Below are 20,170 nucleotides of genomic sequence, written 5' to 3'. Positions count from 1 at the left end.
ATGTTGTAAATAGAGCAAATCCTAGAACAAAATGAAGGATTGCACTAGCTGCGTTTGTAATATTTTTACCTTAATGCTTATTCTTTGGCTTGATCATCTTTTTCAAGCTCTTCTAACCACTGTTTCACCTTAACTTGCTTGCGAATGGCATCCAAACTTTCATAGACCACAGACTCAACCAACTGTTCCAAAGACTGATTGTCGATTTTTAAATCACTGACCTTTTCAGCTATCAGGCGATAGGTGGCATTGGGCTGTGCTGGATTTCCCACCACCATCGGTTCCAGTAAACCTTGTGTGATGTTTTCACCAAGTCGTTGTCCGATACTTTGAATTTGTTGCTCAATTCTTCCACCCACAATTGGGATTAAACGCAGTAATTGGGTTAGTTCAGGGGTATCTTCAATCGCACGATTCACAATCAGACCGACATTTTGAGCAATAAAATACTGTCGCTGTTTCAGTTCAGTGGCCAGAGATTCCTGTAAAATTTCAGCCAATGCTTGTGCAAATAAAGCCCGATGATGATCGACGAGGTCATGGATAATTTTTTTATGGGTCGAACTGGTATTTAATTCGTGCTTCACCCCATCCAATACAGTAATCACGACGCGGTCAGAGAGCTCTTCCATCACCACGCGGTAGTAAAATTTGGCCTTGGCTTGTACCGACTCAGGAATTACGTTATAGCCCAATTCATGCAGGCGAAAAGCAATCACTCCTGCACGAAATAATCTTAAAAAACGTAAATGAGGAATAATCGCTAAAATTTCGTACCAATGAATGAAGGGAAAGAAAAACCAGCGACGATGGTGTCGATACACGATCGCAATGCCCCAACGCACCAATAATTCAGTAATTAAGAACAGAATAAACCAAGCTTCTGTGGTGATGACCCATGGATGCAAATGCTCACGATAGAAGCTTAAGACACTTTCTAGGTGAATGGCATGGAAAAACCATCCACCGATATTGCTCATGATAAAAAAATTAGCACACAAACAAAACAAGTTAAAAATGATGAGAAACACCATAAAAATGTCATAGATCAAAAACAGTTTGAAATACAAACTTTGTGGATCAACCTGATGATATTTAGACTTTTTGACTTGGTTATTCTGCATCATGCATAGACCCTTACTGGGTTAAATTGGACGTTGAGTATTTGGCTTTCATTTTTTCAATCAACTGGTCTTTTTCAGTCCAAAGTTGATCGACCCACTTTTGGAATTGTTCACGAAAATCCGCATCGTCTTCATAGTTTCCAGCGAGTACCCATGTAGGAATATCAATTTTCCGTAAATTGACCGCAATCCGTGGGACTTCCCCAAGCCAAAATTCGCTATAGCCAGGTGCGCCGTCGGGATAGACAATGGTCATATCTACTAAGGCATCAATGTCATTACCTAAAATACTTAAGGCTAAGGCCAAGCCACCCGCTTTCGGTTTAAGTAAATTTTGATAAGGCGATTGCTGCTGTGCATGTTTTTCTGGAGTAAAACGCGTGCCTTCCAAATAGTTTAACAGGGTGAATGGTTGGCTAAGCAGTTGTTCACAAGACTTGCGTGCCTCTTCCATATCGCGTGTTTTCAACGCAGGATTTTTCGCAATTTGTTCTTTACTATGCCGTTTCATCATCGGGAAGCCTAGAATTTTAAAGGCTTGGCCGACAAATGGAATAAAAATAAGTTCCCACTTGGTAAAAAAGCGGGTGAGGGGCATACGGGTTAAACCAAAATATTGATTAACCGTGGTGTCGACCCAACTTTGATGGTTGCAAGTCATCAGGTAACGACCCTGCATACTTAGCTCAAGATCGTCATCAACAGAAATGTCCCATTGAGTGTTGGGCAAGACATGATCGATTAAATAATTGTTCACAGCGAGCCAACTGTTGGTGATTTGAATATTGGTCTCATCTATTTTTTTAGATTTTTTAAACAGTTTGGTCAGGCCAAGCGCCAGCACTGGCGGACCATGAAAAAAAGTACTGCCTGTAATGACTGAACTAACAGTTAAACCACGTGTGATTTTTTTTAATAAAGGTTGTTTTTGGTTTGGCGATGACATAAAAATAAACCCTAAAATATAATGCGTTTCGCAACTCGTTCTATTTTCTAAAGGTCAATATAGTACGGGACGCTCAAATAGAAAAGTACCAAACATTAACTGTGTAGAAATTGTGACGAAGAAAGCCTTGAAAAGGAAATTTTTTATTACATATTGTAAATAAAGGCTTTATTATTAACAAAAAATCAATGGTCTAGATCATCGTTTTACGACAATATTCGTTCTATAAACAAAACACACAAAGAAGGAGGCATGCGATGCGTGCACTAGCAATTTCCGCAGTCGTTGGGGCAATGGTTCTTACAGGTTGTCAAAGCACTGGTAATAACATTGGTGGTGTGGAATACGATAAAGCTGCTTTAGGAACCTTAATTGGTGCTGCTGCGGGTTATGGTATTTCTAAAGGAAGTGCAAATACTAGCCGTCAAAACAACCGTGCTGCAGCGATTGGTGCTGTGTTAGGTGGTGCGACTGGTGTTTACCTTGACAACAAAGAGAAGAAACTTCGTCAACAAATGGCGGGGACTGGTGTAGAAGTTAACCGTAATCCAGATGGCTCAGTAGGCCTAATCATGCCGGGTAACATTACTTTTGATACCAACAAATCAAACATCAAGCCTAACTTCTATTCAACTTTGAACAAAGTTGCGCAAACATTAACTGAAGATAACAAGAGCGGTATTCTTGTAACGGGTTATACAGACAGCACAGGTAATGACTCAATCAACATTCCTTTGTCTCAAGCACGTGCACAATCTGTAGCAAGCTACTTGGCATCTCAAGGTGTTTCTACCACACGTATTAATGCACAAGGTCAAGGTTCAGCAAACCCAATCGCGTCTAACGCGACTGCTGAAGGCCGTGAGCAAAACCGTCGTGTAGAAATCAGCATCTACGCAATTCAATAATTTTTATTGAAGACTGAAAAAACCACCTTCGGGTGGTTTTTTTATGACTGTTAAAATATGAATTTGCATTATGCATCTGTAGCGGAGATGACTATAATCGAGCTCGGAATGAAATAGAGGAAAGACTATGTCACTGGCAAGTCAATTAAACGACAAGCAACTTGAAGCCATGAAATACACTCAAGGACCCTTGTTAGTACTTGCAGGGGCTGGTTCAGGTAAAACTTCGGTGATTACCCGTAAGATTGCCTACTTGGTGAAGCACTGCGGCATTCCTGCTTATCGTATTACCGCGATGACGTTTACCAACAAAGCAGCACGTGAAATGAAAGAACGTGTCACCAAGCTGCTGTCACGTGAAGAGGCAAAAGGCCTTTCAGTTTCGACTTTCCATACTTTCGGTCTAAACATGCTGCGTTTAGAGCTGAAACACACGCCATTAAAAAATAATTTTTCTATTTTAGATGCAGACGACTGTAAGCGTATTTTGATGGATTTAATGCACCGTGACAATTTATCCGGTGCGGAAAGTAAAGAACTGATTGCCAAAGCCATGAAGATGATTTCAGATTGGAAAAACGATCTGATTCCGCCTGAGCAAGCACACACCACCTGTGAAACCGCTGAAGATGTTCAATTTGCGCATTTATATCAGTTGTATGAGCGTAATCTGCGTGCCTATAACGCAGTCGATTTTGATGATCTGATCGTAATGCCAGCACGTTTGCTACAAGAAAATGCGGAAGTGCGCGATCGTTGGCAAAACCGTATTCGTTACTTGTTGGTTGACGAGTATCAAGACACTAACACCGCCCAGTATATTTTGGTGAAATTACTGGTGGGGGTGATGGGGCAGTTCACTGCGGTGGGCGATGATGACCAATCGATCTACGCATGGCGTGGTGCAAAACCTGAAAATATGGCCTTGTTGAAAGAGGATTTTCACAATTTAAAAGTAATTAAGCTCGAACAGAACTATCGTTCGACCAGTCGTATTTTAAAAGCGGCCAATACCGTGATTGGTAACAATCCGCATATTTTTGATAAAAAACTGTGGTCAGACAAAGGTCATGGTGAAGTGATTCGAGTGATTACGTGCCGCAATGATGACGATGAATCAGAACGCGTGGTGAAAGATTTAATTACGCATAAACTGATGAATGGTAAAAATTGGAAAGATTACGCCATTTTGTATCGGGGGAATTTCCAAGCACGTGCACTGGAAACACAACTGCGTCAAATGCAGATTCCGTACAAATTATCAGGTGGTCAGTCATTCTTCGGACGGGCTGAAATCAAAGACGTGATGAGCTATTTGCGCGTCATCATTAACCCTGAAGATGACAGTGCATTTTTGCGGATCATCAATACACCTAAACGTGCCATTGGGCCTGTGACTTTAGAAAAGCTGGGGCTGTTTGCACAAGAAAATCATTTGTCTTTGCTTTCAGCAGCGGGTGATCAGCGTCTCACCATGGTGATTCCTAAAAAAGCCACCACACAGTTGGCGGAGTTTGCAGACTTCATTACCGCCTTTACCCGTGAGTTGCTTGAGGATGATGAACCTGTGCCCATTATCCGTAAGATGATGGTTGAAGCGGGTTATATCGATTATGTCAAAGAGTCTGCGGCGACGCCTGCGCAAGAAAAAACCAAGCTGGATAATATTGAAGTGCTGTATAGCAGTATTCAAAGTTTGATTAACCGTGCTGAAGATGTTGATGAGAAAAACATTGAAAGTGTAATTCGTAAAATGGTGTTGCTGGATATGTTAGAGCAGCAACAAGAAGAAGAAGACACTGACAAAGTAAACCTGCTCACGCTGCATGCATCTAAAGGGCTTGAGTTTCCATATGTCTATCTGATTGGTCTTGAGGAAGAGTTGCTGCCGCACAAAAACTCGATTGCCGCAGATACCGTTGAGGAAGAGCGTCGCCTGATGTACGTGGGCATTACCCGTGCGCGTCAGGGTTTAACCATTACGCTTGCAGAACAACGTAAGGCGGGCGGTCAAATGAAGCAAATGACACCAAGTCGTTTCTTGGATGAATTACCGCAAGATGAGTTGGAATGGTTGGGGCGTAAAAAGAAACTGGCGGGCAATGTCGATCCGAAATTACAAGCGCAGCATTATTTAGACAATTTACGTGCGTTGATTAAGCGCTAAATATTTTTTGGTTTTTTAAAATTTATTGTACTAGGAAAAAAGAGAATGAAAGTTCAGGTTAAAGTGTTGGATTCGCGTTTAGGCAATGAATGGCCAATGCCAACCTATGCGACAACGGGTTCAGCAGGCTTAGACCTTCGTGCATGTGTCGATGCTGTGACCGTCATTGAACCGGGACAAACTGTTTTGGTGAAAACGGGTTTATCTATTTATATTGAAGACCCACACTTTGCTGGTTTAATTTTACCGCGTTCAGGCCTAGGTCATAAGCACGGCATTGTTTTGGGTAACTTGGTGGGTTTAATTGATTCGGACTATCAAGGTGAATTGATGGTTTCAGTTTGGAACCGTAGCCAAACAGCTTTCAGTTTAGAACCAGGTGAACGTCTTGCACAGTATGTACTCGTACCTGTGATTCAAGCACAGTTTGATATTGTAAATGAATTTGAAGCGACAGAACGTGGTGCAGGTGGTTTTGGACATACTGGTCAAAACTAATCTATCAGTGATAAAGTAAAACAACAAAGCCTCTCCATGAAAGAGGCTTTGTTGTTTTACTGCTGAATGATCATTTTTAGTTCATAAAAAGTTACAACTCTTTTTTGAATCCTTAGTAAAATTAAATGCAGCGTTAAGCATAACAACAAGGACAGCTGAAAGAGCTGTTGATCTGAATAAATTAGAAGTTAGACCTATGGATTTTCAGCCAAAATTTCCTGCACATATATTTCGTGCCTATGACATTCGTGGCAAATTGGATGTCATGAGTGCTGAGCTGATTCGTGCCATTGCACAAGCGCTCGTAACTCAATATTTAAAGACTGGGCAGACACGTTTAGCCATTGGTTACGATGCCAGACAAAGCAGTCCTGCTTTTGCAGAAATTATTTACAAAGAATGTCTTAAACAGGGCTTAGATGCGCAAATCATCGGATGTTGTGCTAGTCCTGTGTTGTATTACACGGCACGCCAGTTTGATGGCAATGGCATTATGGTGACAGCCAGCCACAATCCGAAGTCGGATAATGGAATCAAATGGATTATGCAGGGTGAGCCCCCTTTACCTGAGGCAATCCAACAGGTGGCACGCGATGCAAATGAATATTTTGACAGCCATGCAGAGATGAACTGGCAAACGTTGCCACATCAGATCGTGCCTGAATATTGTCTGGCTTATCAGGCGGCGTTGCTCAATGATATACAGTTCATGCCTCAACCTCGACCCTATAAAGTCGTGGTGGATGGTTTATACGGTTCAGCGGGACGTTGTGCCATTTTGGTCTTAAAGAAACTCGGCTGTGAGGTGCATGCTTTACGCTGCGAGGCCAATGGTGAATTTCCTGAGCATGCCCCAGATCCATCTCAAGCCAAACATTTAGATCTGCTGCGTAACGCCGTGCAACAGCAGCATGCTGATATCGGTATTGCCTTTGATGGTGATGGTGACCGTGTTGTATTGATTGATGAAAAGGGCGTAATCATTTCAGCAGACCGTTTATTGTCTTTGTTTGCGCACATGTGTTTGGCCGATCATCCTGAGCATGAAGTGGTTTTTGATGTGAAATGTTCCACCATGGTTCGAAATACTGTATTGGCTCATCAGGGTATTCCAAAAATGATTCGCACAGGCAGCTCTTTTTTGCGGAAATATTTGGCGCAATCCCAAGGGCATGCGGTTTTTGGCGGTGAATATGCAGGGCATTATGTGTTTAATGATGGTCGTGGCTTTGGTTATGACGATGGTTTGTATGCTGCACTACGTGTGTTGGAATACTTAAGCTTGAAGCAATGCACTTTGTCTGAAGCGTTAGCAGACTACCCAGAACGTGCCAGTACAGAGGATATTTATATCAGCACCCATCAGATTTCACCCGCGCTGGTTCTAGCGAATGTGGAAAAACAAAGTCAGCACTTTCAAGCGGAAATGAGTAAAATTGATGGCGTAAGACTTGATTTTGAGGATGGATTTGGCATTATTCGAGCATCGAATACGGGCGAGTATTTTACCGTGCGTTTCGACGCAGACAGTGATTATCGGCTCCATCAAATTCGCCATAACTTTGTGCACATGCTGACGGCAGATTATCCGCAGATTGCACAAGAATTATTAGACGCCCATTAAGGAGAGGCACATGCCACATCAACATACTGGCCTCGACAAAGCACAAGTCCTGACTGAAGCTTTGCCGTACATTCAACGTTTTGCTGGAAAAACGCTAGTAGTGAAATATGGTGGCAATGCAATGACCGATCCTGAGCTTGAGAGCTCGTTTGCACGTGACATCGTTTTGTTAAAAACCGTCGGTTTAAACCCAATCGTGGTGCATGGTGGCGGTCCACAAGTGGACTCGTTTTTAAAGCAGTTGGGGCGTGAGTCTGACCGTATTGATGGTATGCGAGTGACCGATCCTGCGACCATGGAAGTGGTTGAAATGGTTTTGGGCGGTAGTGTGAACAAATCCATCGTGAACTTGATTAACCAACATGGCGGTCGTGCCATTGGTTTAACAGGTAAAGATGGTAACTTACTGCGTGCACAAAAGTTACTCATGGAAAAAACTGCGGAAGATGGCACAGTACAAAAAATTGATCTTGGTCTAGTCGGCGAAGTGACCAGTGTTAAAACCGATGTATTGGAAATGTTTACCAGTGGTGATTTTATTCCTGTGATTGCACCCTTAGGTGTGGATGAAGAGGGCAACACTTATAACATCAATGCGGATTTGGTGGCTGGAAAAGTGGCTGAAGCCCTCGGTGCTGAAAAGCTGATTTTGTTGACCAATATTTCAGGTGTTTTAGATGAAAATAAAAACCTGCTCACTGGTCTAACCACTCAAGAAGTTGACCGTCTCATTGAAACGGGCGTGATTTATGGCGGTATGATTCCGAAAGTGGGTTGTGCTTTAGATGCGGTGAAAGGTGGTGTGGTAAGCGCGCATATTGTGGATGGTCGTGTGCCACATGCAACGCTTTTGGAGATTTTCACCGATCATGGTGTCGGTACATTAATTACCAATCGCAGTAATAAACACTAGTATTTTAAAAAGCCTCCTCGGAGGCTTTTTTTAGGCCTATGCATTTTATAAAAATAGTTTTATGCGTGAATGTGTGTGGGTTATGAAGCATTGTGAATTGCAAGCCAGTCAGGACTCATGCACAATAAAACTATCATCAATAAATATGTTTAAATAAGATCAAGATTATGTGCCAACTGCTCGGAATGAACTGTGCAACACCGACTGATATTACCTTTTCATTTCGAGGCTTTTCACAGCGCGCGGGGATTACTTCAGACCATTGTGACGGTTTCGGGATTGCTTTTTTTGAGGATAAAGCTTGCCGTTTATTCGTTGACAATCAATCGGCAGTTGAGTCGCCGATTGCTGAATTAATTCGTAATTATCCAATCAAATCACGCAATGTGATTGCACATATCCGGAAAGCGACACAGGGAAAAATTAACTTAGAAAACTCACATCCATTTAGCCGTGAGCTATGGGGACGACAGTGGATTTTTGCGCATAATGGCGATTTGCATGACTTTGATCCTGTACTTTCAGGACGCTTTACTCCAGTTGGCAATACCGACAGTGAACGTGCATTTTGCTATTTACTGGATCAGCTAGTGAATAAATTTGGCTATACCGAACCAAGTCTAGATCAAGTTTTTGATTTATTAACTGATGTTTCTCCACGGATTGCGGAGCATGGCACGTTCAATTTCTGTTTATCGAATGGACAAGCCCTGTTTAGTTATGCCATTACCAAACTGCATTGGTTGGTGCGTGAGTACCCATTTAAACCTGCGCAGCTGATCGACATTGATGTTGAAGTCGATTTTAGCCAAGTCACTACTGCAGACGATCGCGTGGCCGTGATTACTACCGAACCGTTGACTCAAAATGAAGCGTGGACAGCCTTTTCACCCGGTGAAATGATTTTATTTCAATATGGCAAAGCGATCCGCCACCAAATGACCCATGTGGAACGTTTAATCCGAGAAGCTCAAGATCCCTCTTTAAAACGCGTCACTAAAGCAGATCAATATTAATTTATTTCAAAATTATTAGAATATGAAAGCATGTTGATAATAATATAAAACATGCTTTTATTTTGATAAGTACTTGTCAAATAATAAAATCGATTAAATAATAACTGATTCTTTTGGTCGGGTTTAAATTTATTTACTTATTTAAAATAAATACTTAAGTTTAATTTAATGAAAATAATATAAAACCAACCAATTTGATTCACTTTTATTTTTAATTCTAATCGATATGATTAATTCATGTAATTAATCTATTAATTTTTATTGGGTGGTCGGAATGATAATGAAGTGGGTTCCAGAATATAATACTGGTATCGATGTGATTGACGATCAACACCGTCGTATTCTCGATTATATCAATGAAATTGATGCGATTGATGTCAATACTGACCGTGAACGCGTGAAACAGATTTTAGAAAATATTATTGATTACACACAGTCTCACTTCACTTTTGAAGAGTCTCTCCAAGAAGAAGCGGGTTATAAATACCGTGTGCCACACAAGCGTGTACATGATTTATTTATTAAAAAAATTGAATCTTATCGTGACCGTTTTGAGTTGGGTCATTCAATCGAAGCTGAACTGCATGAAGTGTTGTCGAAATGGCTGATTAACCATATCCAGCACGATGATGCAGATTATGTCGGTGCCGTAAAAGAAAATATGATGGGCATTATCAAAGAAAAAGAAAAGAAAAAAGGGAAAAATTGGTTTGCTCGTTTCTTTTCATAAGTGAGCCAAACGAGGGATAAAAACAATAAATTTTAATTATATTTAGCGCAGCAAATCATCAGTTTTGATGGTTTGCTTTTTGTTTTTGATTTTCATAAGCGAGCAAGGCAAAATAGCGCAAGACTTATTGAAGGAACGCATCATGCAAGACAATGCTCTGTCACGATGGTTATCGCCGCTGATGGCATTTTGTTTATCATTTATTATTATTGCCACACTTGCACCCTTGGTGGGAATTCAGGTTGAACGTCAGCTCGACTTTTGGTTACTGTGGTTAGTGACCATGGTGATCTTGGCTTTACCTGTGTGTTACTTAGAAATTGCCTTAGCCAAGCGTTCAAAAACCACGGCATTGAATGCTTTGTCGAGTTTAACGCGTGATTCCGATGCTTCTCAGACGTGGCGTCTTGTGGGATGGCTTGCTGTCGTCTTTATTCCTTTTTTAGCGGGTGGCATGTTGTCTAATGCTGCACAACTATTAAATCAATATGCACTGGCCGATATGACATCGTCCGTGATCTTTATTGCTTTGGCTGTGGTTGCCATCGCGTTGTCTTTTGCCCCACGTCTGTTGACATTAGCGTTAACAGCGGTCGGTGTGCTGATCTCCTTAGTGCTTGCAAACCTTTCTGGTACAGGAACCGCTGAGTGGCAAGTGACGCCGGTTGAATTTTCAGAATGGGGCAGTGCAACGGTATTGGCTTTGGTGGCAAGTGGTTTAGGACTCGGCCTGTACTGGCAAAATAGTTTGGCACAAGTTCAACAGCAAGATGCTGCAAGCAAGACTGTTTTACCGATTTGGATTGCACAAATTTTGGCGGTGGTTGCTTTTACATTTTTTGCAGTCCAAGCGGCATTACCTGCATATGCAATTGCTTTAACTGCAGTTGCAGCGGCAGCCGTGTTGTTACAGATGGCACGTGAGCAGTTGGCACAGCGCCAGTTAAATATTGTGATTCAGTGGCTCGTGCTGCTTGCTGCAATGTTGGTGTGGTTGATTCCAGCCACTGGCCCGATTTTTAACATTTTATTGATGCTGTGGGGCTTAGTGATTTGTTTGATTTATGCCATTTTTGCTGGTTGGATTATGAAAATTAGCCACTTACGTAAGTCGATGAACTTTAGTAATGAAGCTTTTTATAATATTTGGCGCATTGCCGTGCGTGTGGTATTACCTGTTTCTATCGTATTGGCAATTGTAGCCGTACTTGGAAAACTGATTTAATGCGCATGCTTCAACAAGTCTGGGTTGCTTATGCAACAGCAGACCAGCAGTTTCATATTAGTGTGCCGTTTTCTGAGGGAATGACAGCACAGGATGCAATTCAACTGAGTGGCATAGGTTCGGAGGTTGAATTGCCTGAGCCTTTACAATTGGGCATCTTTGGTGTCCGCTTGAAAGACTTTCAACAGGTTTTGCAGGCAGGGGATCGTGTTGAGATTTACCGCCCTTTGAGTATTAATCCTAAAGATATTCGAAGGATACGTGCACAAAATAACCCCGTGGGGCGCTTTGCCAAAGGCAATCGCTTAAAACAATCGAAATGATATGAAAAACCCCTCAGTCGAGGGGTTTCTTTTTTAGAATAAGGCTTTATAGTGGGGGCGCGTTTAGAATCGCTTCTTTCGATGCTGGTAAGCCCGGCTGAGATGCAGGAATGGTTTCTAAACCTTCAATTTTTTGGACAATACCGTTTGGATCGAAATAGACTTTCAGGTGTTGACCTTGTGCGGCAGGAATCTTGGCTTTTTTAGCATACGTTCCTGGGGTATAATTGTAGATGTAGTCCCAACGTAGCGGATTCATTGGATCTGAAACTGTCGGGCTGCCAAGCAAAAAGCGAACTTGTTGATGGCTCATGCCAACTTGTATTTTTGACGCTTGTGCTTGAGTTAATGGCGTACCTTGAGGAATATCAACTTTATAAACGCCCAAGGTCGAACAGCCTGCGAGCAGTGAAGTGACGAATAACGCCAACATGATTTTTTGCATTTTGCTACACTATCCCAAATTAATTATGATGCAATTGAGCCACGGATAGATCATACTGCATCTACACTTTGTTGCATATTCTAACTTTAAATTTGTTGAGAGACCTTTTTACATGCCAATTTCAAATCAAGATCTACGCAAAGCTGGACTTAAAGTTACACTTCCACGAATTAAAATATTAGAACTACTAGAAAATTCAAAGCAACACCATTTAAGTGCGGAAGATATTTATAAGACTTTACTTGAACAAGGTGAAGATGTCGGTTTAGCAACTGTTTACCGCGTGTTAACGCAGTTTGAAGCAGCGGGCATTATTCAGCGCCATCACTTTGAAAATAACCATTCTGTTTTCGAAATCATGCAAGACGATCATCATGATCATATCGTTTGTCAAAACTGCAACAAAGTGGTTGAATTTAGCAACGAAGTGATTGAGCATGAGCAGCATGAAGTTGCTGAAAAGCATGGCTTTACTTTAACAGGTCACTCACTCAACCTATACGGTTATTGTGATGCTGCAGAGTGCCAAGAAGCACTTCGTAAAAAGTAATAACTTAGATCTAAAAAAGGGCTTCATGAGAAGCCCTTTTTATTGCTTAGAGAAATGCTTAAGCTTGTCCGTCAAACGTGATGTTTGCACTGGCATGCAATAGACGATCACCGCCTTCTTCAGACAACTTGATTTGTAAGCGTAAGTCGTTTGGAGAGTCGGCGTGTTTCAGCGCATCTTTATAGGTAATCTGCTTAGCTTTGTACAAATCGAATAAGGCTTGGTCAAAGGTTTGCATACCGAGTTCACGAGAACGCTTCATCAGGTCTTTAATTTCGTGGATTTCACCTTTACGGATCAAATCGGAAATTAACGGTGAGTTAATCAAAATCTCAATCGCAGCGCGACGTGAATTACCGTCAGGTGTTGGAATCAACTGCTGTGCAACCATTGCTTTAAGGTTTAAAGACAAGTCCATAAACAATTGGCTATGACGGTCTGCCTCAAAGAAGTGAATAATACGGTCGATGGCTTGGTTGGCGTTGTTGGCGTGTAGCGTTGCAAATACCAAGTGACCTGTTTCAGCAAAGGCAATCGCATAATCCATGGTTTCACGGGAACGAATCTCACCAATCAGGATCACATCGGGTGCTTGACGTAAGGTGTTTTTCAGCGCGATTTCAAAAGAGTCAGTATCAATGCCCACTTCACGCTGGGTAATGATACAGCCTGCATGCTCATGAATAAATTCAATTGGGTCTTCAATGGTAATGATATGGCCTTTCGAGTTTTGATTACGGTAACCAATGATCGAAGCCAAAGAGGTCGATTTACCCGTACCTGTTGCACCCACAAAGATGATGATGCCACGCTTGGTCATGGCTAACTCTTTGAGCACAGGCGGTAGTTTTAACTCATCCATGGTTGGAATTTGCGTTTCAATCCGACGCAAAACCATACCTGGCATATCACGCTGTTGAAAGGCACTGACACGAAAACGTGCAGTTTTATCCCGATTCATAATCGCGAAGTTGCACTCACGTGTATCCGCAAACTCTTTACGCTGCTTGTCACTCATAATCGAGTTGAGCAGTTGGCCCGCGACATCACCCGTCAGCTTACCCTTAGCCACAGGCACAATTTGACCATTAATTTTCATGGAGGGCTCAACATCAGCGGTGATAAATAAATCCGACGCTTTTTGTTGAATCATATAATTGAGTAAGTCGTTAAAATCCATATCTATACCCCAAATCCATTGTTTTTTTATAAGAAGGTTTCAGGTTGCTTGGCAGCTGTACGTGCAGTCTGTGGACTGATCACTCCTTTGGTGACCAAGTTTTTCAGACTTTGATCCAGTGTGGTCATACCGTAGTTTGCACCAGTCTGAATAGCAGAATACATCTGTGCCACTTTGTTTTCACGAATTAAGTTACGAATGGCAGGAATACCAATCATGATTTCATGCGCGGCAACACGGCCACCGCCATTTTTCTTGAGTAAGGTTTGAGAAATCACGGCTTGTAGCGATTCAGATAACATGGCACGAACCATGTCTTTTTCTTCAGCAGGGAATACGTCAATCACACGGTCAATGGTTTTTGCCGCAGAGGTGGTATGTAGTGTACCGAAGACCAAGTGACCCGTTTCTGCTGCTGTGAGCGCCAAACGAATAGTTTCAAGGTCACGCATCTCACCCACTAGGATAATATCGGGGTCTTCACGTAGTGCAGAACGCAATGCTTCGTTAAAACCATGTGTATCACGGTGTACTTCACGTTGGTTGATCAAACATTTTTTTGACTGGTGGACAAATTCGATTGGGTCTTCAACCGTTAAGATGTGGTCATAGCGGTTATCGTTAATATAATCGATCATTGCCGCCAACGTGGTAGATTTACCAGAACCGGTAGGCCCCGTCACTAAAACCAAACCACGCGGCAATTCACATAACTCTTTGAAGGTTTGTCCTAAGCCTAAGTCTTCCATGGTCAGAACTTTGGACGGAATGGTACGGAATACTGCACCTGCACCGCGGTTTTGGTTGAATGCGTTCACACGAAAGCGAGCAATGCTTGGAACTTCAAAGGAAAAGTCTGTTTCTAATTTTTCTTCGAAATCACGACGTTGTTTGTCATTCATGATGTCATAGACCAGTTTATGCACTTCTTTGTGTTCTAAAGCTGGTAAATTGATACGACGAACTTCACCATCGACACGAATCATCGGTGGCATACCTGCAGATAAGTGTAAATCTGATGCCCCGTTCTTAGCCGAAAAGGCTAGTAATTCTGTGATATCCATTATTTCCCCGAGTTCATTTAAATGCTAATTATTTTGATAGAATAATAAGGCTTTCAATCAACTTAACCAACAGTTTGTTGAAAGACAAAGCAAAAAAGATGACCGAAATGAGACCCTCGTCAATGAATATCTTGCAAAATTCACGTCAACACGTGTTATCTCAAATTCAGCAGGCCTGCGAAATATCAGGTCGTGACGTGCAGTCTGTAGAGCTTTTGGCGGTTTCTAAAACACATTCAAACGAAGTGTTACGAGACATGTACGCTTGTGGTCAACGCGCCTTTGGTGAGAACTACTTACAAGAGGCTTTGCAGAAGATAGAGGCGCTACAGGATTTAGACATTGAATGGCATTTTATTGGGCATGTACAACGCAATAAAACCAAACATTTGGCTGAAAAATTTGCATGGGTGCATGGGGTTGATCGTTTCATTATTGCAGAGCGTTTATCAGCGCAGCGTCTGACAACACAACCACCATTAAATCTTTGTTTACAGGTCAATATCGATGCTCAAGACAGCAAAGATGGCTGTCAGCCTGATGAGGTTGCTGAGTTGGTAAAAAGTATCAGTCAGTTGCCTCACATTAAGCTGCGTGGTTTGATGGTGATTCCTGCACCGAACAATACTCAAGCCTTTAAGGCGGCGAAAGTATTATTTGATCAAGTGAAAGAGCGGCATGTACATCCTGAAGACTGGGATACCTTAAGCATGGGTATGTCTAGCGATATGGTCGATGCGATTGCAGCTGGGTCGACTATGGTTCGCGTTGGAACCGCCTTGTTCGGGGCGAGAGATTATTCACAGCATTAAGTCTAAACAGGGCTTCTTGAAGTTAAAGGCAGCGATAAATGCATAACTTACAATTATATAAAACTAATAGGCTGCTGAAAAAGTAGGCTTAATTTAAACTCATGGATTGAATCATCTACAAATTTGACAGATGAACCATGAAAAATGATTTCCTGACAACGATAAAAATTGCATTTAGGATGAAGCCAAGATGAAAAAACTCTATTTATTTATTTCCCTGCTTTTGAGCTTATTTGTAGCAGCTTGTAGTAGCACAAATACCAAAATGAGTGAGATGAGTGCGGAATCTACGGTTCAGAATGCTCACGTCGCTAAAAGTGAAAAATTAGGCACTAAGTGGGGCGATGAGATTAGTTCAAACGTCACGGAAGTCAATTTAAAACGTTTATCCAGCAGCCCAATTGCTGAATCACAAGTTCGCTATGCCAGCAAAAAATACGTGGGTAAGGCTGTGAACAGTCTGTCATTGGCTGCTGGGAAAATTAGCTTTTCCATAGTAGATGATGCACAGCGTCCACTGCCTTTATTTCGAGATGGTCAGCAGTATTATTTATCTGGCAAAGATGGACAAAGCTATCAACTCAAATATCAAAACCATAGCAATAGCACATTTGAAGTGGTTGCCAGTGTGGATGGTTTAGATGTTATTGATGGACGTGCAGCATCACGCAGCAATTCAGGTTATGTGCTTCGTCCACAGGGGGAGTTGATTATTGAAGGCTTCCGTAAGAGTGACTCTGCGGTGGCATCCTTTACCTTTAGTCGACCTGAAGATGCCTATGCTGCAAATTCAGATCATGGTTCCATCCAAAATACAGGTGTGATTGGTACCGTGATCTATCCGCTACAGTCTATAACGGCTACAGACAAAGCAGCAGATGCATCTAAATATGCACCTCCACCAAAAGCATTCCCAGCGGATTAAAGCACTTGTTTGGATCTCACAGGGAGCACTTACATTATGTAGGATGCTCCCTTTATTTTTAAACGAGAGATGGTGTCTTAAAACAAATCAAACTTTGACTTTCAAAAATCTGAAAATTATCCGACCACCTCAATGGTACTGGCACCTGCGCCCAAAGCTTTAACTTGGATTTGTACAGGAATACGTTCATGCATTTCTTGGATGTGTGAAATCAGCACCACCTTACGTCCTTGGTTTTGCAGTTGATCGAGAGCATTCATGACCATGTGAAGGGACGATGCATCCAAAGTCCCAAAGCCTTCATCAATAAATAGAGATTCGATTTTCATTGAGCCTGAGGCCATATTGGCGATGGCAAGAGATAGGGCAAGGGCAGTCAGGAAAGACTCGCCCCCAGAGAGTGATGCAACGGAGCGGGTTTCTCCATCCATGTCATGATCAATAATAGCCAGACTCAGCGAATGATCCAAACGCTTTAAGGTATAGCGCTGCGAGAGTTGGTTGAGCTGTTGGTTGGCATGTTCCAGTAAAATATCAAGATTATATTGCTGCGCATAATCACGGAATTTTTTGCCTGTGGCATCTCCCATCAGACCTGAAATTTTCCCCCAACGGTGTTCTTCCTGTTGTATCGCTTGAATCTGATCTGCAAATTGCTTTTGTTTTGCGACATTTTGCTGATGCAACTCAAGTTTAAGTTTGAGCTGATCACGTAGTTCAAGTTGTGTTTGCAGTGTGACTTGATGCTCCTGCATTTGCTGTTGTAACTGTGCTGGGTCAATCTCAGGTTGATGGCCCAGATGTTCACTCAACTGCTCTTGCATAGTTTTCAATGCAGCATGTGCTTCATTTACTAGGCGTTCTGCATGTTGTAATTTCTGACGGATGTGTTGTTCCTGAGCCGAGCTAATTTGAGCCAGCGCATCTAAATCAGGCTTATGGAAATCAGGATGCGCATTGAGCCAGTGTTGAAGGGTATTTTCTACTTGATTGGCACTGGTCTGATTCTGCTGTAATTGGGCTTTGAGCTGTTCTAGCTGATTTTTTTCCTGTTCGAATTGATGGCGCAATTGCTCAAAATGCTGTTTCAGCTGTTGATAATGGCTTTGCGTCTGCTGGCGATGTTGATCGTGCTGGATGAGCCACTCATTGGCTTTGATGTCCGTTAAGCCTGTCATTTGTTGGATCAATTGATTGGCTATTTCTGTATTTTGCTGTCCTTTTTGTTTGGTCTCACTGAGCTGCTCGTTGGTTTCAGTGATGTGCCTACTGGTATTTTCGATATTCAGTTGATTGGTCTTGAACTGTTGCGTGGTTTGATCGCGTTGCTGACGCCATTGTTCCAGCTGTTCCAGTTGTTGCGAACGGGTATTTAGGCGTATCAAGATTTGCTGAGCGGTTTGGGTGGTCTGCTGTTGCCAAGCTGTTTTCTCAGCCTCTGAGAAGCACTGCACGATATGCTGAACTTGGTTGTGCAAACCGTTCGCTGTTTGTAGTAAATGTTCAATCTGTTGAATGTTTTGGATGCAGTGTTGCTGGGCTTTAATATTGTGTTGGAATTGTTCAGACTGTTGTTTGAGTTGTTGTAAATCTGAGTGATATTGTTGAGCCATTTGCATGAACTGAGTCTTCAATTCTGATGCCGTTAGGGTGAATTCGAGCGCCATATTTGCTGTTTGACTGTGCTCGATTAACACGTATTGCAAAGCACTAATTTTTTCAGAAAGTTGCTGAATTAGAGTTTGGCGTTGTTCTATTTCAGTATTCAGTTTAGTCAGCTGTTGCTGCGCGTACTGCCAGTCGTCAAAGCAATTCTGTTCTTTTAGCGTTGCCTGTTGCTCCTGCTGTTTTTGAAGCTCAAACAGGGCTTTAGAGATCGCAGTATCTTCCACTTTATAAGGATGTGAGGTACTTCCACAGACTAAACAGGGTTCGCCGTCTTGGAGTGCCGAGCGTAAATCTTCGATATTTTCAGCATGTAAAAGTCGCTGCTGTTGCAAAACCTGTTGTAGTTGGATGCGTTCACTTTTGGCAGCCTGAAAGGCTTGTTCAGCTTGTCGGCTATTGTGTTGCACGGCTTGAAGCTGTGTTTTGGCGTTGTCGAGCTGTACTCGCTGTTCTGTAGCCTCAGCCTGTAAGTCAAAAAACTGCTGAATTTTTTGCTGAATCAGCTCGAATTGACTGAGTTGATTGATTTTCAACTCACGTTGCTGCTGTGTTTGCATAACTTTGATTTCAAGTTGTTCGAGCGTCCCGAACTGTTGAATCGACTGCTGTAATTGTTCTTTTTCTGATGCTAGCCGATGTTCAGCTTGAGCACGTGGTCCGAGTTGATGTTCAATTTTTTGATATTGATGAATGAACTGCTCGAGCTGTTGAGTATGGGCGCTGAGACCTTTGTCTAAGTTTACAAACTGTTGTGAGCTTGCCAGTTGCTGCTTACACTCGGTTTGCTGTCGATCAATGTGTTGAATCTGCTGTTCAAGCTTTTGTTGTTGCTGAGTTAGGGGCAGCTTAGACTGCTCTAAAGCCTGCAATTTTTCCTGAACTTTCTTAAACTCAGCCCCAATAAAATCCCGTTCTTGAATACATTTACGCACCTCATTCAATGCAGCATGATGGGTACTTTCAAATTGTTGTAGTTCATTCACTGCCGTTTCAGCTTGTGTGAATTGGGCTTTTTCACTTTCAAATTTAAGCTGTAAATGATCGAACAGTTGTTGCTGTTGTTGAATACGAGGTGTCAGTTGTTGCATCGTTTGCTGTAACTGTTGTTGCTGAAAGACGACAGCACGAATTTCTGAAAAGATCTCCAAACGAGCCAAGTGTTCGCATTCAGGAGCTAAACCTTGTTGTAACTTGCTTTGTGTATCGAAGAGTTGTTGTTTGCTAATGATTTCACTGTCGAGTTTATGTTTGCGTTCAAACCATTGTTGTTGTTTTTCCAATAGCGATTTTTGAACTTCAAGCTGTTTATAATCCCTGTCACACTGCTGAAATTGTGTTGATACCGCTGTGACTTGTTCATCGGTTAACAGTTCAATATGTCCCAACACATTTTCCAGTTCTTTGCGCTGCGTGGCGACGAATTTGGTTTTTTCATAAGCCAGTTGACCAATTTTCCCAAAAATAGCGGAATTGGTCAGATATTCCAGCAATTCGCCGCGCTCATTGTCCCGTGCTTTTAAAAAAACGGTGACCTCAGATTGGGCCAATAAAACGGCACGAGTAAATTGTTCAAAACTGAGCTGAGTGATGCGTTTGATATTTTCATCGACAGCTTTGGCTTTATCAGCAACGACGACACCATCGGTCATACATTTTAAAGAACGCTGCACACTTTGCAGTTTGCCATCGGCTTTTTCCCGCGAACGTTTTAATTCCCAACGTGCGATATAGCGTTTTTGGTCTTGTGCAATAAAGCAAAGCTCGGCATAACCATGTGCAGTGCCACGACGCAGTACGGTCAAGGGGGAGTTGGTGAGCAGCTCTGAGCCATCGACATCTTGTAGTTTGCCATCACTGTCTTTTAGCCGTGGAATACGGTTAAACAGGGCTAAACACATGGCATCTAAAATGGTGGATTTACCTGCGCCTGTTTTCCCCACAATGGCAATGAGACCTGCACTAGCTAAGGGATCACTTTCAAAATCAATCAAATGTTCGCCAGAAAGTGAAGCAAGGTTTTTAATTCGAATCGATAAAATATTCATACTAAAC

Annotated in this window: 18 protein-coding genes; 12 read left to right on the top strand and 6 right to left on the bottom strand. The window is 42.2% G+C overall.

Annotated features, from left to right (window positions below; translation table 11 throughout):
• Window positions 1-77: 77 nt before the first annotated feature.
• Together RR876_RS11610 and RR876_RS11605 are read right to left on the bottom strand one after the other, a co-directional pair.
• Window positions 78-1,124, bottom strand: coding sequence for a preprotein translocase subunit SecA (locus RR876_RS11610; protein ID WP_176538448.1), 1,047 nt, complete (start codon window positions 1,122-1,124; stop codon window positions 78-80).
• A gap of 13 nt (window positions 1,125-1,137) precedes the next feature.
• Window positions 1,138-2,070, bottom strand: a complete 933-nt coding sequence (locus tag RR876_RS11605) for an acyltransferase (protein ID WP_332478056.1) — start codon at window positions 2,068-2,070, stop codon at window positions 1,138-1,140.
• 257 nt (window positions 2,071-2,327) lie between these two features.
• On the opposite strand from RR876_RS11605, the gene RR876_RS11600 reads away from it, so the two are divergent.
• The 9 genes from RR876_RS11600 (at window position 2,328) to RR876_RS11560 (ending at window position 11,474) form a co-directional block, all read left to right on the top strand.
• Entirely contained in the window at window positions 2,328-2,978 is a 651-nt protein-coding gene (locus RR876_RS11600) for an OmpA family protein (protein ID WP_332478055.1), read from the top strand.
• Window positions 2,979-3,105: 127 nt separating this feature from the next.
• Entirely contained in the window at window positions 3,106-5,145 is a 2,040-nt protein-coding gene (locus RR876_RS11595) for a UvrD-helicase domain-containing protein (RefSeq protein WP_332478054.1), read from the top strand.
• 45 nt (window positions 5,146-5,190) lie between these two features.
• Entirely contained in the window at window positions 5,191-5,643 is a 453-nt protein-coding gene (gene dut / locus RR876_RS11590) for a dUTP diphosphatase (protein WP_332478053.1), read from the top strand.
• 196 nt (window positions 5,644-5,839) lie between these two features.
• On the top strand, window positions 5,840-7,267 hold the full coding sequence (locus RR876_RS11585; protein ID WP_332478052.1) for a phosphomannomutase/phosphoglucomutase: 1,428 nt from the start codon (window positions 5,840-5,842) through the stop codon (window positions 7,265-7,267).
• 10 nt (window positions 7,268-7,277) lie between these two features.
• Window positions 7,278-8,180 carry an acetylglutamate kinase gene (gene argB, locus RR876_RS11580; RefSeq protein ID WP_004984290.1) on the top strand — a complete coding sequence of 301 codons (903 nt, stop codon included), beginning with the start codon at window positions 7,278-7,280 and terminating at the stop codon, window positions 8,178-8,180.
• Window positions 8,181-8,347: 167 nt separating this feature from the next.
• Window positions 8,348-9,196 carry a class II glutamine amidotransferase gene (locus RR876_RS11575; RefSeq protein WP_332478051.1) on the top strand — a complete coding sequence of 283 codons (849 nt, stop codon included), beginning with the start codon at window positions 8,348-8,350 and terminating at the stop codon, window positions 9,194-9,196.
• 274 nt (window positions 9,197-9,470) lie between these two features.
• A complete protein-coding gene (locus RR876_RS11570) occupies window positions 9,471-9,926 on the top strand; it encodes a bacteriohemerythrin (RefSeq protein ID WP_005400160.1) in 456 nt (151 codons plus the stop codon).
• A gap of 142 nt (window positions 9,927-10,068) precedes the next feature.
• Window positions 10,069-11,151 (top strand): hypothetical protein, encoded by a 1,083-nt coding sequence (locus RR876_RS11565; RefSeq protein WP_332478050.1) that lies wholly within the window; start codon window positions 10,069-10,071, stop codon window positions 11,149-11,151.
• Window positions 11,151-11,474 carry an RnfH family protein gene (locus tag RR876_RS11560; protein WP_332478049.1) on the top strand — a complete coding sequence of 108 codons (324 nt, stop codon included), beginning with the start codon at window positions 11,151-11,153 and terminating at the stop codon, window positions 11,472-11,474. Before RR876_RS11565 ends, RR876_RS11560 begins: the two co-directional genes overlap by 1 nt.
• A gap of 46 nt (window positions 11,475-11,520) precedes the next feature.
• Here RR876_RS11560 and bamE read toward each other — a convergent pair whose 3' ends face one another.
• A complete protein-coding gene (bamE, locus tag RR876_RS11555; protein ID WP_004694868.1) occupies window positions 11,521-11,919 on the bottom strand; it encodes an outer membrane protein assembly factor BamE in 399 nt (132 codons plus the stop codon).
• 112 nt (window positions 11,920-12,031) lie between these two features.
• Between bamE and fur the strand changes: the two genes are divergently transcribed.
• Window positions 12,032-12,469 (top strand): ferric iron uptake transcriptional regulator, encoded by a 438-nt coding sequence (fur, locus tag RR876_RS11550; protein WP_004694866.1) that lies wholly within the window; start codon window positions 12,032-12,034, stop codon window positions 12,467-12,469.
• Between the two features lie 58 nt (window positions 12,470-12,527).
• Here the strand turns inward: fur and RR876_RS11545 are convergent, their stop codons facing one another.
• Window positions 12,528-13,649: a PilT/PilU family type 4a pilus ATPase gene (locus tag RR876_RS11545; protein WP_004984301.1), complete on the bottom strand. Its 1,122-nt coding sequence runs from the start codon at window positions 13,647-13,649 to the stop codon at window positions 12,528-12,530.
• Window positions 13,650-13,675: 26 nt separating this feature from the next.
• A complete protein-coding gene (locus RR876_RS11540; protein ID WP_004694862.1) occupies window positions 13,676-14,713 on the bottom strand; it encodes a type IV pilus twitching motility protein PilT in 1,038 nt (345 codons plus the stop codon).
• Between the two features lie 122 nt (window positions 14,714-14,835).
• Here RR876_RS11540 and RR876_RS11535 point away from each other — a divergent pair, with 122 nt between their 5' ends.
• On the top strand, window positions 14,836-15,525 hold the full coding sequence (locus RR876_RS11535) for a YggS family pyridoxal phosphate-dependent enzyme (RefSeq protein WP_332478048.1): 690 nt from the start codon (window positions 14,836-14,838) through the stop codon (window positions 15,523-15,525).
• A gap of 190 nt (window positions 15,526-15,715) precedes the next feature.
• Window positions 15,716-16,450 (top strand): hypothetical protein, encoded by a 735-nt coding sequence (locus RR876_RS11530; RefSeq protein WP_332478047.1) that lies wholly within the window; start codon window positions 15,716-15,718, stop codon window positions 16,448-16,450.
• 116 nt (window positions 16,451-16,566) lie between these two features.
• Here the strand turns inward: RR876_RS11530 and RR876_RS11525 are convergent, their stop codons facing one another.
• Window positions 16,567-20,163: an SbcC/MukB-like Walker B domain-containing protein gene (locus RR876_RS11525; protein WP_332478046.1), complete on the bottom strand. Its 3,597-nt coding sequence runs from the start codon at window positions 20,161-20,163 to the stop codon at window positions 16,567-16,569.
• Window positions 20,164-20,170 lie beyond the last annotated feature (7 nt).

This window comes from Acinetobacter sp. (genome assembly GCF_036666595.1).
Classification (GTDB): Bacteria; Pseudomonadota; Gammaproteobacteria; order Pseudomonadales; family Moraxellaceae; genus Acinetobacter.
Note: the sequence above shows the minus strand (reverse complement) of the source record. Positions and strands in the feature narration are given on the sequence as shown.

Bases quoted from the DNA above. Each gene is read 5' to 3' on its own strand.
- RR876_RS11610 (WP_176538448.1), bottom strand. From the start codon at position 1,124: ATGCAGAATAACCAAGTCAAAAAGTCTAAATATCATCAGGTTGATCCA.
- RR876_RS11605 (WP_332478056.1), bottom strand. From the start codon at position 2,070: ATGTCATCGCCAAACCAAAAACAACCTTTATTAAAAAAAATCACACGT.
- RR876_RS11600 (WP_332478055.1), top strand. From the start codon at position 2,328: ATGCGTGCACTAGCAATTTCCGCAGTCGTTGGGGCAATGGTTCTTACA.
- RR876_RS11595 (WP_332478054.1), top strand. From the start codon at position 3,106: ATGTCACTGGCAAGTCAATTAAACGACAAGCAACTTGAAGCCATGAAA.
- dut (WP_332478053.1), top strand. From the start codon at position 5,191: ATGAAAGTTCAGGTTAAAGTGTTGGATTCGCGTTTAGGCAATGAATGG.
- RR876_RS11585 (WP_332478052.1), top strand. From the start codon at position 5,840: ATGGATTTTCAGCCAAAATTTCCTGCACATATATTTCGTGCCTATGAC.
- argB (WP_004984290.1), top strand. From the start codon at position 7,278: ATGCCACATCAACATACTGGCCTCGACAAAGCACAAGTCCTGACTGAA.
- RR876_RS11575 (WP_332478051.1), top strand. From the start codon at position 8,348: ATGTGCCAACTGCTCGGAATGAACTGTGCAACACCGACTGATATTACC.
- RR876_RS11570 (WP_005400160.1), top strand. From the start codon at position 9,471: ATGATAATGAAGTGGGTTCCAGAATATAATACTGGTATCGATGTGATT.
- RR876_RS11565 (WP_332478050.1), top strand. From the start codon at position 10,069: ATGCAAGACAATGCTCTGTCACGATGGTTATCGCCGCTGATGGCATTT.
- RR876_RS11560 (WP_332478049.1), top strand. From the start codon at position 11,151: ATGCGCATGCTTCAACAAGTCTGGGTTGCTTATGCAACAGCAGACCAG.
- bamE (WP_004694868.1), bottom strand. From the start codon at position 11,919: ATGCAAAAAATCATGTTGGCGTTATTCGTCACTTCACTGCTCGCAGGC.
- fur (WP_004694866.1), top strand. From the start codon at position 12,032: ATGCCAATTTCAAATCAAGATCTACGCAAAGCTGGACTTAAAGTTACA.
- RR876_RS11545 (WP_004984301.1), bottom strand. From the start codon at position 13,649: ATGGATTTTAACGACTTACTCAATTATATGATTCAACAAAAAGCGTCG.
- RR876_RS11540 (WP_004694862.1), bottom strand. From the start codon at position 14,713: ATGGATATCACAGAATTACTAGCCTTTTCGGCTAAGAACGGGGCATCA.
- RR876_RS11535 (WP_332478048.1), top strand. From the start codon at position 14,836: ATGAATATCTTGCAAAATTCACGTCAACACGTGTTATCTCAAATTCAG.
- RR876_RS11530 (WP_332478047.1), top strand. From the start codon at position 15,716: ATGAAAAAACTCTATTTATTTATTTCCCTGCTTTTGAGCTTATTTGTA.
- RR876_RS11525 (WP_332478046.1), bottom strand. From the start codon at position 20,163: ATGAATATTTTATCGATTCGAATTAAAAACCTTGCTTCACTTTCTGGC.